The 15,173-nt window shown below is 58.3% G+C and carries 16 protein-coding genes and 1 tRNA gene; 9 read left to right on the top strand and 8 right to left on the bottom strand.

The genetic code is table 11. The annotated features are described in order from the left end of the window. Positions 1 to 34: 34 nt before the first annotated feature. On the bottom strand, positions 35 to 967 hold the full coding sequence (locus AC1RMX_RS16970; protein WP_007960326.1) for a chemotaxis protein CheV: 933 nt from the start codon (positions 965 to 967) through the stop codon (positions 35 to 37). An 82-nt stretch (positions 968 to 1,049) separates the two neighbouring features. Between AC1RMX_RS16970 and flgA the strand changes: the two genes are divergently transcribed. The 4 genes from flgA (at position 1,050) to AC1RMX_RS16950 (ending at position 3,690) form a co-directional block, all read left to right on the top strand. Further along, positions 1,050 to 1,811, top strand: a complete 762-nt coding sequence (flgA, locus tag AC1RMX_RS16965) for a flagellar basal body P-ring formation chaperone FlgA (RefSeq protein WP_096818067.1) — start codon at positions 1,050 to 1,052, stop codon at positions 1,809 to 1,811. 194 nt (positions 1,812 to 2,005) lie between these two features. Next, a complete protein-coding gene (flgM, locus tag AC1RMX_RS16960; RefSeq protein WP_096818069.1) occupies positions 2,006 to 2,332 on the top strand; it encodes a flagellar biosynthesis anti-sigma factor FlgM in 327 nt (108 codons plus the stop codon). A gap of 48 nt (positions 2,333 to 2,380) precedes the next feature. Then, positions 2,381 to 2,848: a flagella synthesis protein FlgN gene (locus AC1RMX_RS16955; RefSeq protein WP_096818071.1), complete on the top strand. Its 468-nt coding sequence runs from the start codon at positions 2,381 to 2,383 to the stop codon at positions 2,846 to 2,848. Positions 2,849 to 2,943: 95 nt separating this feature from the next. Beyond that, positions 2,944 to 3,690, top strand: coding sequence for a flagellar brake protein (locus tag AC1RMX_RS16950; RefSeq protein WP_096818072.1), 747 nt, complete (start codon positions 2,944 to 2,946; stop codon positions 3,688 to 3,690). A gap of 74 nt (positions 3,691 to 3,764) precedes the next feature. Here the strand turns inward: AC1RMX_RS16950 and AC1RMX_RS16945 are convergent, their stop codons facing one another. From AC1RMX_RS16945 to AC1RMX_RS16930, 4 genes are all read right to left on the bottom strand, one after another. After that, positions 3,765 to 5,135 carry an MFS transporter gene (locus tag AC1RMX_RS16945; protein ID WP_102621018.1) on the bottom strand — a complete coding sequence of 457 codons (1,371 nt, stop codon included), beginning with the start codon at positions 5,133 to 5,135 and terminating at the stop codon, positions 3,765 to 3,767. A gap of 68 nt (positions 5,136 to 5,203) precedes the next feature. Continuing rightward, entirely contained in the window at positions 5,204 to 6,445 is a 1,242-nt protein-coding gene (locus AC1RMX_RS16940) for a glutamine synthetase family protein (RefSeq protein ID WP_173861370.1), read from the bottom strand. A 219-nt stretch (positions 6,446 to 6,664) separates the two neighbouring features. Continuing rightward, on the bottom strand, positions 6,665 to 7,357 hold the full coding sequence (locus AC1RMX_RS16935; RefSeq protein WP_096818078.1) for a sensor histidine kinase: 693 nt from the start codon (positions 7,355 to 7,357) through the stop codon (positions 6,665 to 6,667). Then, the gene (locus AC1RMX_RS16930; protein ID WP_192558748.1) at positions 7,354 to 8,958 is read right to left on the bottom strand and encodes a tetratricopeptide repeat-containing response regulator; all 1,605 of its coding nucleotides are present in this window, start codon (positions 8,956 to 8,958) and stop codon (positions 7,354 to 7,356) included. Before AC1RMX_RS16930 ends, AC1RMX_RS16935 begins: the two co-directional genes overlap by 4 nt. A 222-nt stretch (positions 8,959 to 9,180) precedes the next feature. Here AC1RMX_RS16930 and AC1RMX_RS16925 point away from each other — a divergent pair, with 222 nt between their 5' ends. Then, the gene (locus AC1RMX_RS16925; protein ID WP_493072575.1) at positions 9,181 to 10,560 is read left to right on the top strand and encodes a lysozyme inhibitor LprI family protein; all 1,380 of its coding nucleotides are present in this window, start codon (positions 9,181 to 9,183) and stop codon (positions 10,558 to 10,560) included. A 72-nt stretch (positions 10,561 to 10,632) separates the two neighbouring features. Here the strand turns inward: AC1RMX_RS16925 and AC1RMX_RS16920 are convergent. Continuing rightward, positions 10,633 to 10,709: transfer RNA gene (locus AC1RMX_RS16920), tRNA-Arg, on the bottom strand. Positions 10,710 to 10,993: 284 nt separating this feature from the next. Between AC1RMX_RS16920 and AC1RMX_RS16915 the strand changes: the two genes are divergently transcribed. Together AC1RMX_RS16915 and AC1RMX_RS16910 are read left to right on the top strand one after the other, a co-directional pair. Next, the gene (locus AC1RMX_RS16915; protein ID WP_493072574.1) at positions 10,994 to 11,224 is read left to right on the top strand and encodes a hypothetical protein; all 231 of its coding nucleotides are present in this window, start codon (positions 10,994 to 10,996) and stop codon (positions 11,222 to 11,224) included. A gap of 19 nt (positions 11,225 to 11,243) precedes the next feature. Next, positions 11,244 to 11,423, top strand: a complete 180-nt coding sequence (locus AC1RMX_RS16910; protein ID WP_249482435.1) for a PA3371 family protein — start codon at positions 11,244 to 11,246, stop codon at positions 11,421 to 11,423. Here the strand turns inward: AC1RMX_RS16910 and phnN are convergent. Next, positions 11,398 to 11,967, bottom strand: a complete 570-nt coding sequence (gene phnN / locus AC1RMX_RS16905; protein WP_493072573.1) for a phosphonate metabolism protein/1,5-bisphosphokinase (PRPP-forming) PhnN — start codon at positions 11,965 to 11,967, stop codon at positions 11,398 to 11,400. The genes AC1RMX_RS16910 and phnN overlap by 26 nt on opposite strands. 389 nt (positions 11,968 to 12,356) lie before the next feature. On the opposite strand from phnN, the gene AC1RMX_RS16900 reads away from it, so the two are divergent. Continuing rightward, positions 12,357 to 12,683: an Arc family DNA-binding protein gene (locus AC1RMX_RS16900; RefSeq protein WP_003178899.1), complete on the top strand. Its 327-nt coding sequence runs from the start codon at positions 12,357 to 12,359 to the stop codon at positions 12,681 to 12,683. Positions 12,684 to 12,797: 114 nt separating this feature from the next. Here the strand turns inward: AC1RMX_RS16900 and mgtE are convergent, their stop codons facing one another. After that, positions 12,798 to 14,240 (bottom strand): magnesium transporter, encoded by a 1,443-nt coding sequence (gene mgtE / locus AC1RMX_RS16895; protein WP_085730362.1) that lies wholly within the window; start codon positions 14,238 to 14,240, stop codon positions 12,798 to 12,800. 319 nt (positions 14,241 to 14,559) lie between these two features. Here mgtE and AC1RMX_RS16890 point away from each other — a divergent pair, with 319 nt between their 5' ends. Further along, positions 14,560 to 15,078, top strand: a complete 519-nt coding sequence (locus tag AC1RMX_RS16890) for a cell envelope protein SmpA (RefSeq protein WP_493072572.1) — start codon at positions 14,560 to 14,562, stop codon at positions 15,076 to 15,078. Positions 15,079 to 15,173: the final 95 nt, after the last annotated feature.

Below are 15,173 nucleotides of genomic sequence, written 5' to 3'. Positions count from 1 at the left end.
TTAAATCGTGTTGATCGCCAGGGACGAAAAGTCCCTAGCTGATATCTGCTGCTTTGATCCGGTCGACTACCCGGGATGCCAGGTCATCAGGACGGAATTTGGCCAGGAAGTCATCGGCACCGACCTTCTTGACCATCGCCTGGTTGAACACACCCGACAACGAAGTATGCAGGATGATATGAAGCTTTTGCATGCGAGGGTCGCTGCGGATTTCGGCCGTCAGGGTGTACCCGTCCATCTCCGGCATTTCGATGTCGGAGATCATCATCAGGAACTCTTCTTCCGGCTTCTTGCCCTCATCGACCAGCTTGCGCAGGTAATCCAGCGCCTGCTTGCCGTCGTTCAGCGCCACCACTTCAACGCCAACCGTCTGCAGGCAACGCGTCACCTGCTTGCGCGCCACCGACGAGTCATCGACCGTCAGCACCCGCAGAGACAGCGCCTTGCTCTGGGTCTCGACATCCACCACGCCGACCGAAATCGCTTCCGGTGTCGGTGCGACTTCCGCCAGCACCTTCTCGACGTCGATGATTTCGACTAACTGATTGTCCACCCGAGTCACAGCGGTCAGGTAATGATCACGACCGGTCCCCTTGGGTGGCGGATGGATCTCTTCCCAGTTCATGTTGACGATACGTTCCACCGAGCGCACCAGGAAACCCTGGGTCTTGGTGTTGTATTCCGTGATGATCACGAACGGACTGTTCTTGTCTTTCAACGCCCCGGAGCCGGTTGCCATTGCCAGATCAAGGATCGGAATGGTCGCCCCCCGGATATTCGCCACCCCGCACACGACAGGACTGGACTTGGGCATCAGCGTCAGTTGCGGGCACTGCAGCACTTCCCGAACCTTGAACACGTTGATCCCGTAGAGTTGCTGGCCGTCGAGACGGAACAACAACAGCTCCAGGCGATTCTGCCCCACCAGTTGCGTGCGCTGGTTCACCGAATCCATTACACCAGCCATGCCCAGACTCCTACACCAACGCCAAGTGTTGTTGCGACGCACATTCATTGCTAAACGGCACGGCGCTTGCTTTTTAACTCTTATGAACATTCAAACGACATTTTTCCGACGCCTGACATCCCCCCTTCGCAGAGGACTTTGCGCGGTGTCTGCCGCTTGCCTGTTTTTCGCGGGCAGCCCTGCCATTGCTGATGCGGTTACCTTGCCTGACATGCTTATCGGCGTCACTCAGGGCTTTCTTGAATTCACCGTAGAAGACTATCTGGCTACCAGTCAAACGGAAGGGCGTTATGAAATCGAGGTCAAGCAGCTCGATCCGCGCATGCACATGCCTATGTGCGACAAGGAATTGACAGCGTCGCTGGAGAGCCCGGCACGTCCTTTGGGGCGCGTAACCGTCAAGGTTCGCTGCGAAGGCGCCTCCCCCTGGACCGTGTTCGTACCCGCTCAAGTCCGCCTGTTTCGCCCGGTCGTGACCACCACTCGCCCGCTCAAGCGCGCCGGGATCATCGAGCCTCAGGACGTGACCCTGCGCGAGCATGATGTGAGCCTGATCAACCAGGGCTTCCTGACGTCGGTGGATGAGGCGATCGGGCAAAAATTAACCCGACCAACGGTCGCCGACCAAGTGATTACCCTGGTGCATCTGGAACAGGCGGAAGTCGTTCGCAAAGGCGATCAAGTGGTGATTACCGCCCGCAGCGGCACGCTCTCCGTGCGCATGCCGGGCGAGGCCCTGTCCAACGGTGGCCTGAAAGAACAGATTCGCGTGAAAAACCTCAATTCCCAACGGGTCATCAAGGCGCAGGTCATGGCGCCGGGCCAGGTGGAAGTGGCAATGTGAGCAACGACTGGAGCAATGACAGGAAAGCCTCGTGAGGGATCGCGCAGAAAACTGGCGCCAACCTGAGCTGTTCCCTAAACTGTGCCGCAGCAGGATCTGTGCGGCGCATGCAGGCTCATTGGTAAAAGAGCCTAAAGTTTTCCAGGGGATGGCCGAGAACATGGCAAGCGTCCAAATTCCCAGAGGTTTTTAACATGGTCATCGATTTCAGCCGTTTGAACAGCTCCTCGTCACTTACGGGCAGTACACGTACCAGCACGCCTAAGGAAACCGCCGAAACCGGTACTTCCGCGACGCTGAATACCCCGGCCGAACAGGCCAGTACCGCAAAAAGCGGGGAATCGGTACACCTCAGCAATGAGGCTCAACAGTTGCAGAAGGTCACTGACAAGCTGCGCGATCAGCCTGCCGTCGACAAAGCCCGCGTGGCCGAGTTGAAAGCAGCGATTGCCGATGGCAGCTATAAAGTCGACAGCAACCGTGTAGCCAGCAAACTGCTCAACTTCGAAGCCCAGCGCTAGGCCTCGGTCAGCGCCAGGCTTTTGGACGCTTAAAACCCAAGGCCAGCCATGCACGACACTACTTTATTGCAACTGATCACCGACGACTTTGCTCCAGCTCAACAATTGCTGGAGTTACTGCAATCCGAGTCCCTCGCCTTGCACGGTCGCGACATGCCGCTGCTGGAAGAAATTCTGGCGCGCAAACAGGCATTGATCATTCTGCTTGAGCAGCATGGCCGCAAACGCAGCGAAATCCTCGCCAGCCTCAATCTGTCGCTCGACCGTCAAGGCCTGGAACAACTGGCCAGCCAGTCGAGCATCGGCGAGCAGTTGCTGACCCAGAGCGACGTTCTGACCGATCTGATCGCCCAGTGCCAGGCGACCAATGCCAAAAATGGCCAGTCGATCGTGATTCAGCAGGCCGCCACGGCCAATCAGCTGAAAATCCTCACCGGCGGCGAGCCACCCGCGCTCTATGACGCCAGTGGCACCTTCTCCAAACTGCAGAAACCCCGCGCGCTCAGTCAGGCGTGATGCGTTCTTCTATGCTTGCGCCCTATCAACGCGCGAAACATGCTGGCAAAATACTGGCCAGCCGTAGTCAAATTTTGTCTGGAGATTGATTTAACGTGTCCAACGTCCTCAGCGCGGATGATTCTCCGCAGCCACCAAAGGTGCTCACCACGCCTCTGGAAATCTCCAGCAACCTGCGCCAGCTGCAAGAGAGCCACGATCCGCTGATCATCACCTTTCACGAACGCAGCCAGCGCTTCCAGAGTTACCTGATCAAGGTTGACCGGGATACCGCCACGATTGCCCTGGATGAAATGATCCCGCGCGATGGCGAACGCTTCCTGCTGGCGGGCGAGCCGTTCAAGGTCGAAGGTTTCCATGAAGGCGTACGCATTGCCTGGGAATGCAACGGCACGCTGGATATCAAGGAATCCGACGGTGACCGCTTTTACATTGGCGAGATGCCCACCGAAGTGGTCTATCACCAGCGCCGCAACGCCTTTCGCGCGGCACTGAAGCTGACCGATCTGGTCAGCGTCGAACTGGGTGGCGAAAAGCTCAAGTCGCCGATCGGTGGCAAGTTGCTGGATATTTCCGCCACCGGCTGCAAGCTGCGTTTTGAAGGTGATATCACCGACCGCCTGCAACTGGGCCAGGTCTACGATCGCCTGATCGCCCCGCCGCTGTTCGGCAATCAGCCAACATCGGTCGAGCTGCGCTACCTGCACTTCGAAGAAAAACTCAACATCACCTTCGCCGGCCTGCGTTTTCACAACATCAGCGGCCCGGCTGCGCGTAACGTCGAGCGTTTCGTCTATCAGCTGCAACGTGAAGCACGGCGTTTCGACAAAGACGATCTCTGATTCGTACGCACCATGAAAAACGGGCAGTCCCTTGCGGTGACTGCCCGTTTTTTATGCTTGGTGTTTTTTCAGAATCAAGGCCTGGCGCCGCTGATGTCCGGCGCAGGATTGTCGTTGCCGGCCTCTGGCTCCACAGGTGACTCAGATTCAGGTGCGGACTCAGGTGCCGGTTCAGGCGCGGCGTTATTCTGCATCTGCTCCTGCACCACTTGCTCATCGACCCGCGGGTCGAGCGCGGCCACCAGCGGCGAACTGGACATGCTGTCCGGCATCGCCACGTGATGCAGCGGTGCGTCGTCGACCTGGTGCAGATTGGTCACGGCTTTCGGCCGGATGCGCCACACCAGCACCAGCGCGAAGAAGCTGAAGAACGCATACAGGCTCTGGCTACCGAACATTTTCATCAACACACCGGCCAACAACGGCCCGATGCTGGCGCCGACCCCGTAGGTCACCAATAGCATCGCCGTCAGCGAGACCCGCCGATCCCCTTCGACATGGTCGTTGGAGAACGCCACGGCCAGCGGGTACAGGCAGAACTGCACCAGCGAGCACAGGAAACCGACGCCGAACAAGACCTCCAGTGGCACCTGCGGCAGGATCGCCAGCGGCAACGCGGCTACGGCCAGAAACCCGGCAAAGCAACGGATCAGCAAGGCCCGGTCATAGCGGTCGGACAACCAGCCCAACGGCCACTGCACCAGCAGCCCGGCGAAAATGCAGGTACCCATAAACAGACCGACCTGCTCGGTGGACAACCCCTGCTGCGACGCATAGAGCGGCGCCAGACCGTAGAACGAACCGATGATCAAACCGGCACCGAGTACCGTACTCAACGACTGCGGTACGCGCTTGATGAAGAAGCGAGGTTCCATCGGTGCCGGATGCAGCGGCGCCGGGTGAATCCGTCGGGTCAGTGCCACCGGCACCAGACACAGGGCAAAACACAGGGCGACCAGCATCAGCAGTTCCAGGCCCAGCCCCGGGTGCATGACCAGAATCAGCTGACCGAGTACCAGCCCCAGGTACGAGGCGATCATGTAGCCGCTGAACACCACGCCGCGCTGGTTGGCGTCAGCCTGTTCGTTCAGCCAGCTCTCGATCACCATGTACTGGCACATCATGCCGAGGCCGACGATGGTCCGCAGCACCAGCCAGGCCGGCAACCAGTCCACCAGACCATGACCGAGCACCGCCGCGCCGACGATCCCGGCACACGCCGAGTAAGCACGGATATGCCCGACCCGGGCAATCAACCGGTGACCGATCTTGCCGCCCAGCACCAGACCGAAATAGTTGGCCGCCATCAACGCACCGACCCACAGTCCGTCGACATGGTCGGCCGCCAGACGCAAAGCCAGATAAGTAGAAAGAAGGCCCGAGCCGATCAACATCATCAGCGAGGCGAAATACAGCGCTCGAAAGGATTTCCAGATTTGGCGCATCGGCGTTCCGAGCGGCTCCTTGCGGTAAGTATCGGGCTATCAAACGATAGCCCGATGGCGACAGTTCGTCAGGCCTGGGCAGCTAGAACACGCCGTTCCCAGGGAGTGATTTCATCAAAGAAACTGGTCAACTCCATGGTTTTCGAAGCGATGTAGCCTTCGATGAACTCCTTGCCGAACAGTTCCTTGGCCAACTGGCTGCGTTTCAGACGCTCAAGTGCAGCGTGCATCGTGCACGGCAGCGAAAGATTGTCCGGCACTTCGAATTCACCCTGGATCGGCGCGCTCGGCTCCAGCTCATGTTCGATACCGTGCAGACCGGCCGCCAGACTCGCGGCAATCGCCAGGTAAGGATTGGCATCGGCGCCCGGCAAACGGTTCTCGACCCGACGGGCGACCGGCGAACTGGCCGGAATCCGCAGGCCCGCAGCACGGTTGTCGTGGGACCAGCAAGCATTGTTCGGCGACGCAAACGGATGGCACAGGCGCTGGTAGGAATTGACGTTCGGTGCAAACAGCGCAGTGAAATCAGCCATGCCCGCCTGCTGCCCGCCGATGAAGTGGCGGAACATCGCGGTCGGCTGACCGTTCTCATCGCTGAACACATTCTTGCCGCTGCCGATTTCGACGATGCTCTGGTGAATGTGCATCGAACTGCCCGGCGTGTGCGCCAGCGGCTTGGCCATGCAGACCACGGTCAGGCCATGCTTGAGCGCGACTTCCTTGAGCAGGTGTTTGAACAGGAAGGTCTGGTCGGCCAGCAACAGCGGATCACCGTGCAGCAGGTTGATCTCGAACTGGCTGACGCCCATTTCGTGCATGAAGGTATCGCGCGGCAGGCCCAGGGCCGCCATGCATTTGTAGACTTCACTGAAGAACGGTCGCAGACCGTTGTTGGAGCTGACGCTGAAGGCCGAGTGACCGTCCTCGCGACGACCGTCGAGACCGACTGGCGGCTGGAACGGTTGGGTCGGGTCAGTGTTCGGAGCGAACACAAAGAATTCGAGTTCAGTCGCCACCACCGGCGCCAGGCCGAGAGCTGCGTAGCGAGCAATGACTTTCTTGAGCTGGCCACGGGTCGACAGGTTGGAGCTTTCGCCGGTCAGTTCGTCGGCATCACAGATGGCCAGCGCGCGCGGCTCCTGGCTCCACGGTAGAGGATGGATTTGCGCAGGGTCGGCCACCAGCGCCAGGTCGCCATCATCGCTGCCGTAGAACCGCGCAGCGGGATAGCCCCCCATGATGCATTGCAGCAGCACCCCCCGGGCCATCTGCAAACGCCGCCCTTCGAGGAAACCCTCGGCGGTCATTACCTTGCCTCGTGGTACGCCGTTCAAATCCGGCGTGACACATTCAATCTCATCAATGCCCGTCAATCGCTGCGCGAGTGAACGCTGGCCATCGGTTGTCATGACGCAATCCTTGTTATTGTGCGAGCCGCGAACGGCGACCCGGACAAAATAGGCTTCAGCTGTTCGGAATATCAAGCAGCGGCCAACAAAAAGACTTCGAGTCGATGAATCCGTGATTCAGGGCAGGTAAATACTGAACACACCACCACCCAGTGGCCCGCCATTGCGGATCTCGGTCCGGCCGCCGACACCGTTGCGCTGATGCAGTGCCGCAATGCGCCCGGCGAAGTACAGACCGAGGCCGGTACTGCCGCTGCTGTGATTGATGCCCTGCACATAATCGGCCTGGCGCTCGAGCATCTCGACCGGGTAACCGGGGCCATCGTCATTGATGCTCAGAACCAGCTGCCCGGCCTCGTCGCTGACAGTGATCAGCAGCGATTCACGGGCGTAACGGATCGCGTTGTTGATGCAGTTGCCGAGCACCGAGGCGATCAGTTCCCGGTCGAAGAAACCCAGGGGGCTGAGCGGGTCGACTTCATAAGTGGCAATGATCCCGCGACTGGCGAAGACCTCTTGATGAGCCGCCAGTTGCGCCTCGATGAAATCGTCCAGCTCGTGATAGGCCGGCTGCAACGGCATCTGGTTGACGCCAAGCTTGTACAGCCCGAGCAACTGCACCAGCATGCCGTTGAGGTGAGCGAACTCGAAGTCGATCACGCCCTGCTCCGGCACCTTGCGCTGAGCCTCGGGCAGACGCGCCAGCCATTGGCTGTGGGCCTGCATCAACATGGCCAGAGAGTTCTTCATGTCGTGCACGGTGGAGGCAATCACCGTGGAAAAATCCAGTGCCTGCTCGTCTTGGTTCATTCGCCAAACGCCTTGCTTTTCAGCTTCTGATAACGCGGATAACGCGCGTCGGTGTCGGGCATCATGCCCACCAGTTTCAGGCAGGCCCGACATTCTTCCAGCTCCGCCGACGGCACACTGGTGTCGGTGCCATGCAGCAGCGACTGCGCCATGTTCAGCGCAATACTGATGTTCTTCGGTTGCATCTTCAGCGCCTTGCGGAACACCTCGCGGGCCTCCACCAGGTTGCCGGTCTTGTACACGCGCACGCCCTGACGGTTGAGGTCGGCGGCGGCATTGCTGGAGCTGAGAATAGTCGGGTCGTCGGTGAGCTTGGCGATGTCTTTCATCACCGTCGGGTCATCGCCGTAGATTTCCGCGCAGCTCTTGAGCATCGACGTGCCCGCCTCGGCCTGGCCGAGCATCTGCAATTGCTTGGCGACCAGCAGCGCGGCTTCGGGGCTCATGAACTGCTCCATGCCGTCGAGACGCATCAGCGCTTGTTCGGTGAGTTTCTCGGCAGTTTCGGCGTCGTTGAGCAGCAGACTGGTGGCCTTCATCAGACGCGCACGAATCTGCAGGCCCGGGTCGGTCGGGTTCTCCTTGGCCACGGCGCTGAGGGTGGTGTTGATCTCCAGTCGCGTGCGGGTATCGAGGCCTTTCTCGCTGCCCTTGCTGATCAGCGCATGGGCCAGGCCCAGATTGCTCTCCGGGTCCTTGAAGCGCGACTGCGCGCCTTGGGACACGGCCTGACGGTAGGCCCGCGACGCCGTGTCGAAATCCTCGTTGGCCATCGCCAGTTTGCCGAGCAGTGCCTGGCGACGTACCGCCAGCGGCGACAGACGGATCGCCTCTTCCAGCACCTGTTGCGCGCCCTTGGTGTCGCCTTCAGCCACTAGGACATCCGCCATGCCGTCGTACAGCGCCGGCATCATCGGGAACACCTTCAGGGCTTTTTCATACACGCCTTTGGCCTGGGCAATCTGACCGCGCTTGAACAGCAACTTGCCCAGCCCGGCAAATGCCCATGGCAGCGGTCGGTCGGCGATGATGCTGTCATACAGCCGCTCGAGTGCTTCGTTCTGGTTCATGTCGCGCAAGGCATCGGCGCGGTAACGCAGGCACAGCGGCGAATAGCGGATGTCCTGTTTGCACAGGGCGATACAGGCGTTGAGCACCTCGACCGGTTTGCCACGGTCGAGGGCCTGCAGAATCGGTTTGAGCAGGGTCTTGCGCTGCTCCAGACGCTCCAGGCGCTGGGCCAGGCCGATGCGGTTGAACGGTTTGGTCAGGTACGCATCCGGCTCGTGCTCCAGGGCACTGAGCACCATCGCCTGACTGGTCTCGGCGGTGACCATCACAAACACCGCTTCGTGACTGATCAGCTTGTCCACCATCAGGTCTTCCAGCACCTGCTGACCGTTTTTCTTGCCGTCACCGAGGTGGAAGTCCTGGAGGATGAAGTGGTAGGACTTCTGAGCGCACATTTTCAGCGCCTGCTCACCGGTGTCGGCGGTGTCCACGTCCTTGACGCCCAGCTCGCGCAACATCGAGCGTACGGAACTGCGGAAATCCGAGAAATCATCGACGATCAGAAAACTCTTTTGGTGATACGACAGCATCGAGGATTTCCAGGCAATTGAAGAGGATGGACCGAGGGCAAATTTCAGGCGCGCAGATGATAGCTGCCGGCCAAATGCTATCAAGCGATTTCGTGCGACTCTGAAGTCACCGAATGGGTTATCGGCCGGATCAACGGTTCTCTTGAAGCGGGGCTTCAAGATTCGTTGTACAGCGATTACCCTGCGCACCTGCTCTCACCCTCCTACTTCAAGGTTTTCATCGTGTACATCAAAGGACGCTACATCGTGTCGGCCTGTGCACTGCTGTTTTTCCAGCAGGCACAGGCGACCGGAATGGACTGCACAAAGGCTGCGAGTGTTGTGGAAACCACCATTTGTGCGAACAAGCCTCTGTATGAGCTGGATGCGCAGATGGCCTCGATTTATGGGCGGTTAATCAGGGCTATTGCGCCGGGACAGGCCGGGATCAAGACTGCCCAGCGCGAGTGGCTGAAGACAAGGGAAGCGTGCGGCGAAGATGTGGATTGCCTGAATCGGAGCTATTCACATCGCATAGAAGGATTGCATGCGCAGTGGATCGACGCCGTCGCCTATCAACCTGACGACACCGACAAACAGGTCATGCAAGATCTGCAACAACGCATTCGCGCCGCGACCAAGGTCAAACCGGAGTTCGCCCTGGAACGGGCGCTGGGTTCTCTCACGATCAGCAAGGGTCAAACCTCATTCGATGGCGATCCAAATGATGACCCGTCCGAGGATCACACACTGTTTCCCAAAACCATTCCCAAGGGTGTCACACAGGATGAATGGAAGGCGCTGACCGCATCAGGACTCGAAGCAGATGCAGAGCAAGGTCGGGCCAGTTACACACTTGTGGATCTGGACGGTGACGGTCAACGCGACTTACTCATTGCAACCTACACCGGCGGCACCGGCCTGTTCACGTTCTATGAAACCTTTCGCCGTGATGGAGAGCGGTTTACTCGCCGATTGACGCCTTATGATCCTGAATCAGGCGCTGGCAGCTCGTTGTTTTCCGTTAGTGAACGCGGAGCCGAACAATGGGCAAGCTGGATCAAGTCTCACGGGAGAACGTATCTCGCCTTCCGCAATGGCTCATACGGTGTTGATGAGCTGTACTTGATCAATCCCCTGAAGATCAATCGTCAGATACCAACAATTACGGTTCGGTACGACTACCAACTGACCGTGCCCCACAACCAAAACCGCGAGAACGACAATACCGCCTACAAGCTTCAACCAGGTTTGCAAAAGACGCTCAGCCAAGCGTTGACCAAATCGAACGCTGGCAAACCACAGCAGCCGAGCGAGCATAAAGGCCCTCTCTGCCCCATTCCTGCATCGGGAGAAGGCGACGATACTTACTACAGCTATGGTGCCGGCTACTACGTAGACGAACCTGTGACCGATATGCCGGTGATCATCGGCAAAGAGTGCTACATCGCAAGATTGATCAATTGGTATGGGCGTTACGGCGATAAAGACGGGCTGTATGCAAAGTTGATGTTGCGCAAGCCGGGGTCGACGGATCCGGAGCAGAGTTACTCGGTCAAAGGACGTCGGCATGTGACGCAGGTCAGTTCCGAGATCAGTACTCGCGGAGCCGAGCTTTTCTAGCAGTTGATTCTGCGCCGCCGAGAGCCACAAAAAAGCCCCGCCAGATCACTCTGCGCGGGGCTTTTGAATATGTGGTGTCCCAGGGCAGGTTCGAACTGCCAACCTTCCCCTTAGGAGGGGGATGCTCTATCCAATTGAGCTACTGAGACACAGGACTGTCGGTGCAACAGACGGCGTGCATGTTAACGGCCAGGCCCTGATTTGTCATGTCGTCCGCAGGGCTTTTTAAGTGTAGGCAGGCGCCCTGCAATGCAGTCGGACGTTTTATCGTGCAATTTGCACCCCTCCAAAAAGCCATCATTGCAGAATGCAATCCACGCCCTGCTAAAAACCCTGCTAAATGCTTGTTTTTAAAGGACTTGGCAGCGGTTAGACTAGTGGCACGACGGCTGCTTCAGTCATTCTTATAAAAGAACAACTGGAGAACCGCCTCATGAACCGCGTCCTCTTGCTCGCCAACGCAATCGCCCTGACGGCTCTGGTGGGGTTTCAATTCGCCCCCCAGCACACTGAGGCAGTGGCACAGCGCATGCCGCACTACCTGCAAGTACAGAAGGCGCCACAGTGGGCGGTGCTGAGCGATCAGCGCGGCGGTGTTGCGCAAGATGTCAGCGAGTCAGATCAGGCACAGACGACACCGATGTCCGAACGCCTGGTGTTTTGAATCATTTTCGGAGTACAGCATGTCCAAATCCGCCCTGGGGTTGTTGATCCTCGCTTTCTTGAGCGGTGTTTTGCATTTCTCGCTCTTCGAAGAGACGGAAATCTCTTTGCCCCTGATTGGCTGCGGCGTTTTCGCTGTGCTGTTTGCGCTGGCCCTGGTTGCCGGGCGCAAGATCAAGTTTGATCCGGTACTGCGTTGAGCCTGACCAGATCCAGCAGATGACCAACGGCATCGGCCAGGTCGCCCGAGTTGTCGATCAGATGCACAGTCATGTCAGTTGAACGCCTTTCCTTGAACAGCGCATTGCGAGCGAGCCTGGCATCAATCTGTTCAAGCGTCTCCCGGCCACGCCTGAGCAAGCGCTCACGCAACACATCATCGCGAACGGTCAGCAACACTGGCACCAATGTCGGGTAGCCTTCCAGCGCTTGTCGAAGGTTCGCCCGAGAGCCGTTGACCAGCACATGCTTCCCGGCTTTCAACCACTGGTCCATTTCCACCGAAATTCCGTAAGAGAGGCCGTTGGCTTGCCACGCGAGAGAAAAATCCCCGGCGCGCTGACGCTGTTCGAACTCTTGCGGCGTCACACCGATCGCATCCTCGCCTACCGATTCAGCCGAACGCGTGATCACCCGCCGCATCACTTCGCAGTTCAACGCATGTAATGGCTCACGCGCAGCCTCGATCAGACTGTCCTTGCCGGAACCGGATGGCCCCATGAGATAAATCAGCCTGCCATCCATCCTGAAAACGCCCTCCGGCGGGCATTTGCCCCTAGTAAATCGGCCATTTGCCACTATCCTGTACAAGGTAAGGAACAAGGATTCTAGCCGCATAGCATGCACGGTCTGACGTCTTCGGGCATCTGTTCGTGCGCTTCAGGACGCGGTCAGCGATACGGGCCGACGCATTCTTTTCAAACCAGTCCGCATTTCTGATAATTGGTGCTGGCATTACGCCTTTACCCGGATCAATATTTGTCACAGAATTGACGCCAATGATCTGGCAATTTTGAGGCATGATGCGAGCCTCTTAACAATTCAGGTTGAACCATTTGGCGCGGATGCTTGTCCTACGACTCATCCTGCGGCCAATCCCGAGAACCGCTCCCCTGAACTAACCGGTTAAATATATGCGCCCATTGAAACAGGCAATTTATTCCAGCCGTACGGCTGACAAGTTCGTCGTACGTCTGCCAGACGGAATGCGTGAACGCATTGCCGAGGTGGCTCGCAATCATCATCGCAGCATGAACTCCGAGATCATTGCGCGCCTTGAGCAGAGTCTTATTCAGGAAGGTGCACTGGGCGAAGAGCTGAGCATGCGCCTCGACAGCCCGGAGCTTTCGCTGCACGAACGCGAGTTGTTGCAACGCTTCCGTCAACTCTCCCATCGCCAGCAGAACGCGCTGGTTTCTCTGATCGCCCACGACGCCGAAATGGCCGCAGACGCATCCTGAGTCAAACCGAACATCTCAAGCCAGCATGAATGCTGGCTTTTTTTTGCCCATTTTTCGGGCTTTTCAAGGACGAAAAAAAGCCCGCCAATCGGCGGGCTGTTTCGATGCGAGCAATCAGAGCAGGAAAATCGTCGCCAACCCCAGGAAGATGAAGAAGCCACCACTGTCGGTCATGGCCGTGATCATCACGCTGGCCCCCATCGCCGGATCGCGGCCCATCTTGGCCAGGGTCATCGGGATCAACACCCCCATCAACGCTGCCAGCAGCAGGTTCAACGTCATGGCGGCGGTCATCACCACGCCCAGCGACCAGCTGCCATAGAGCAAGTAAGCCACCACACCGATCACACCACCCCAGACCAGGCCGTTGATCAAGGCTACGGCGAGCTCCTTGCGCATCAGGCGCGACGTGTTGCCGGTGCTGACCTGATCGAGCGCCATGGCGCGAACGATCATGGTGATCGTCTGGTTGCCGGAGTTGCCGCCAATGCCCGCCACAATCGGCATCAGGGCCGCCAGCGCCACCAGCTTCTCGATCGAGCCCTCGAACAGGCCGATCACCCGCGACGCAACGAATGCCGTGATCAGGTTGATCGCCAGCCACGCCCAACGGTTGCGCAGGGATTTCCAGACCGACGCGAAAATGTCTTCCTCTTCACGCAGACCCGCCATGTTGAGGACTTCGCTTTCGCTCTCCTCACGAATCAGGTCGACCATTTCGTCGATGGTCAGACGGCCGATCAGCTTGCCGTTCTTGTCGACCACCGGGGCCGAGATCAAGTCGTAACGTTCGAACGCCTGAGCAGCGTCATAGGCGTCTTCGTCCGGGTGGAAACTCACCGGATCGCTGGCCATCACTTCGGAAACCTGTTTCTCCGGGTCATTGACCAGCAAACGCTTGATCGGCAGCACGCCCTTGAGCACGCCGTCGTAATCGACCACGAACAGTTTGTCGGTATGGCCCGGCAGCTCTTTGAGGCGGCGCAGGTAACGCAGAACCACTTCAAGACTGACATCCTCACGGATGGTCACCATCTCGAAGTCCATCAGCGCACCGACCTGCTCCTCGTCATAGGAAAGGGCCGAACGCACGCGCTCGCGTTGTTGCTGATCCAGGGTCTCCATCAGCTCATGGACGACGTCTCGCGGCAGCTCGGAGGCCAGGTCAGCAAGTTCGTCGGCATCCATGTCCTTGGCGGCAGCCAGGAGCTCGTGATCGTCCATGTCGGCGATCAGCGTTTCACGGACGGAGTCGGATACTTCGAGAAGAATGTCGCCGTCGCGATCAGCCTTGACCAACTGCCAGAGCGTCAGACGATCGTCCAGCGGCAGGGCTTCAAGAATGTAGGCAACGTCGGCGGAGTGCAGATCATCGAGCTTGCGTTGCAGCTCGACGAGATTTTGCCGGTGGACCAGGTTCTCGACCCGGTCATGATGTGCGCCTTCCTGGCGGTGAGTCAGGTCTTCGACGACCCGTTGGCGCTGCAGCAGCTCAACGACCTGAGCCAGGCGATCCTGCAGGCTTTCCTGTGTTTTCTTTACTTCGATTTCGGACATAGGCGAACTCCACTCCCAGCAGCGGGGCACGCCGGAAGGATCAATCAGTCAATTCATGATTGGTAAAACGGGGTACTGAGTAACTACTGGGTAAGTCCATGGAGGTTTTCCATAAGCCCCGGCGGGGCTGACGGGCGCAATGATACACCGCCTGACGGTTTTAAACGTTAAAAATCTAGGCTGAAACAAGCGCTTGCGAGACAAACCTGAGCGCTGTCCTGACTCTTCAGACTGCGACGACTCATCCTGAAAAGAAAACACACCGACGGTGAAAAAACTGCCGGCTACGCTTGAGGAGGAACGTCATGGAGGACGCCGAATGCCATCGAAAACATCCCGATTCATGCTGACCACCCTGCTCTGCCTCCCACCCACAGGGAACGCAACGACACTTCATCGCTGCGAAGCCCCTGACGGCAACCTCACCTTCACGACACTGAGCTGCGCGAACGATGAGCATCTTTCACTTCAGGAGGTACGCCCCTACTCGCCTGGCTCGACGGTGGCACTGATGCCCGAAGCCCGGCACGAAGAAATATCCGGTATGAATATCAGAAAACGCGAAATGGCCGTCGTCGGGCGCACTCAGGACAAATGCGGAGATCTGATCGACGCGCGACAGAAGCGCGAAGCAATCATCAATCAACGAATCATCGCCGGCATGAGCCAACAGGACGTTGAAAGCGCCCTGGGCAAACCCGACAAGGTGAGCATTCGCAATTCGGCAACGAGCTATCGTTACGACCTCAAGCGAGGTCGCAGTGCTCAAGTCGATTTTGATGAAAAAGGATGCGTGACGGGAAAAGCCAAATCCCGGACAGCAAAAAGCCCGCGTTAAACGCGGGCTTTCTGGTATATGGTGCACTCGACAGGATTCGAACCTGTGACCGCTCGGTTCGTAGCCGAGTACTCTATCCAGCTGAGCTACGAGTG

Source organism: Pseudomonas sp. GW822-FHT03F04 (assembly GCF_058801405.1).
This window is presented reverse-complemented; position numbering and strand designations above follow the sequence as displayed.

Excerpts from the sequence above, each read along its gene's own strand:
- AC1RMX_RS16970 (WP_007960326.1), bottom strand. The coding sequence starts at position 967 with ATGGCTGGTGTAATGGATTCGGTGAACCAGCGCACGCAACTGGTGGGG.
- flgA (WP_096818067.1), top strand. The coding sequence starts at position 1,050 with ATGAACATTCAAACGACATTTTTCCGACGCCTGACATCCCCCCTTCGC.
- flgM (WP_096818069.1), top strand. The coding sequence starts at position 2,006 with ATGGTCATCGATTTCAGCCGTTTGAACAGCTCCTCGTCACTTACGGGC.
- AC1RMX_RS16955 (WP_096818071.1), top strand. The coding sequence starts at position 2,381 with ATGCACGACACTACTTTATTGCAACTGATCACCGACGACTTTGCTCCA.
- AC1RMX_RS16945 (WP_102621018.1), bottom strand. The coding sequence starts at position 5,135 with ATGCGCCAAATCTGGAAATCCTTTCGAGCGCTGTATTTCGCCTCGCTG.
- AC1RMX_RS16940 (WP_173861370.1), bottom strand. The coding sequence starts at position 6,445 with ATGACCGCCGAGGGTTTCCTCGAAGGGCGGCGTTTGCAGATGGCCCGG.
- AC1RMX_RS16935 (WP_096818078.1), bottom strand. The coding sequence starts at position 7,357 with ATGAACCAAGACGAGCAGGCACTGGATTTTTCCACGGTGATTGCCTCC.
- AC1RMX_RS16930 (WP_192558748.1), bottom strand. The coding sequence starts at position 8,958 with ATGCTGTCGTATCACCAAAAGAGTTTTCTGATCGTCGATGATTTCTCG.
- AC1RMX_RS16915 (WP_493072574.1), top strand. The coding sequence starts at position 10,994 with ATGAACCGCGTCCTCTTGCTCGCCAACGCAATCGCCCTGACGGCTCTG.
- AC1RMX_RS16910 (WP_249482435.1), top strand. The coding sequence starts at position 11,244 with ATGTCCAAATCCGCCCTGGGGTTGTTGATCCTCGCTTTCTTGAGCGGT.
- phnN (WP_493072573.1), bottom strand. The coding sequence starts at position 11,967 with ATGGATGGCAGGCTGATTTATCTCATGGGGCCATCCGGTTCCGGCAAG.
- AC1RMX_RS16900 (WP_003178899.1), top strand. The coding sequence starts at position 12,357 with ATGCGCCCATTGAAACAGGCAATTTATTCCAGCCGTACGGCTGACAAG.
- mgtE (WP_085730362.1), bottom strand. The coding sequence starts at position 14,240 with ATGTCCGAAATCGAAGTAAAGAAAACACAGGAAAGCCTGCAGGATCGC.
- AC1RMX_RS16890 (WP_493072572.1), top strand. The coding sequence starts at position 14,560 with ATGCCATCGAAAACATCCCGATTCATGCTGACCACCCTGCTCTGCCTC.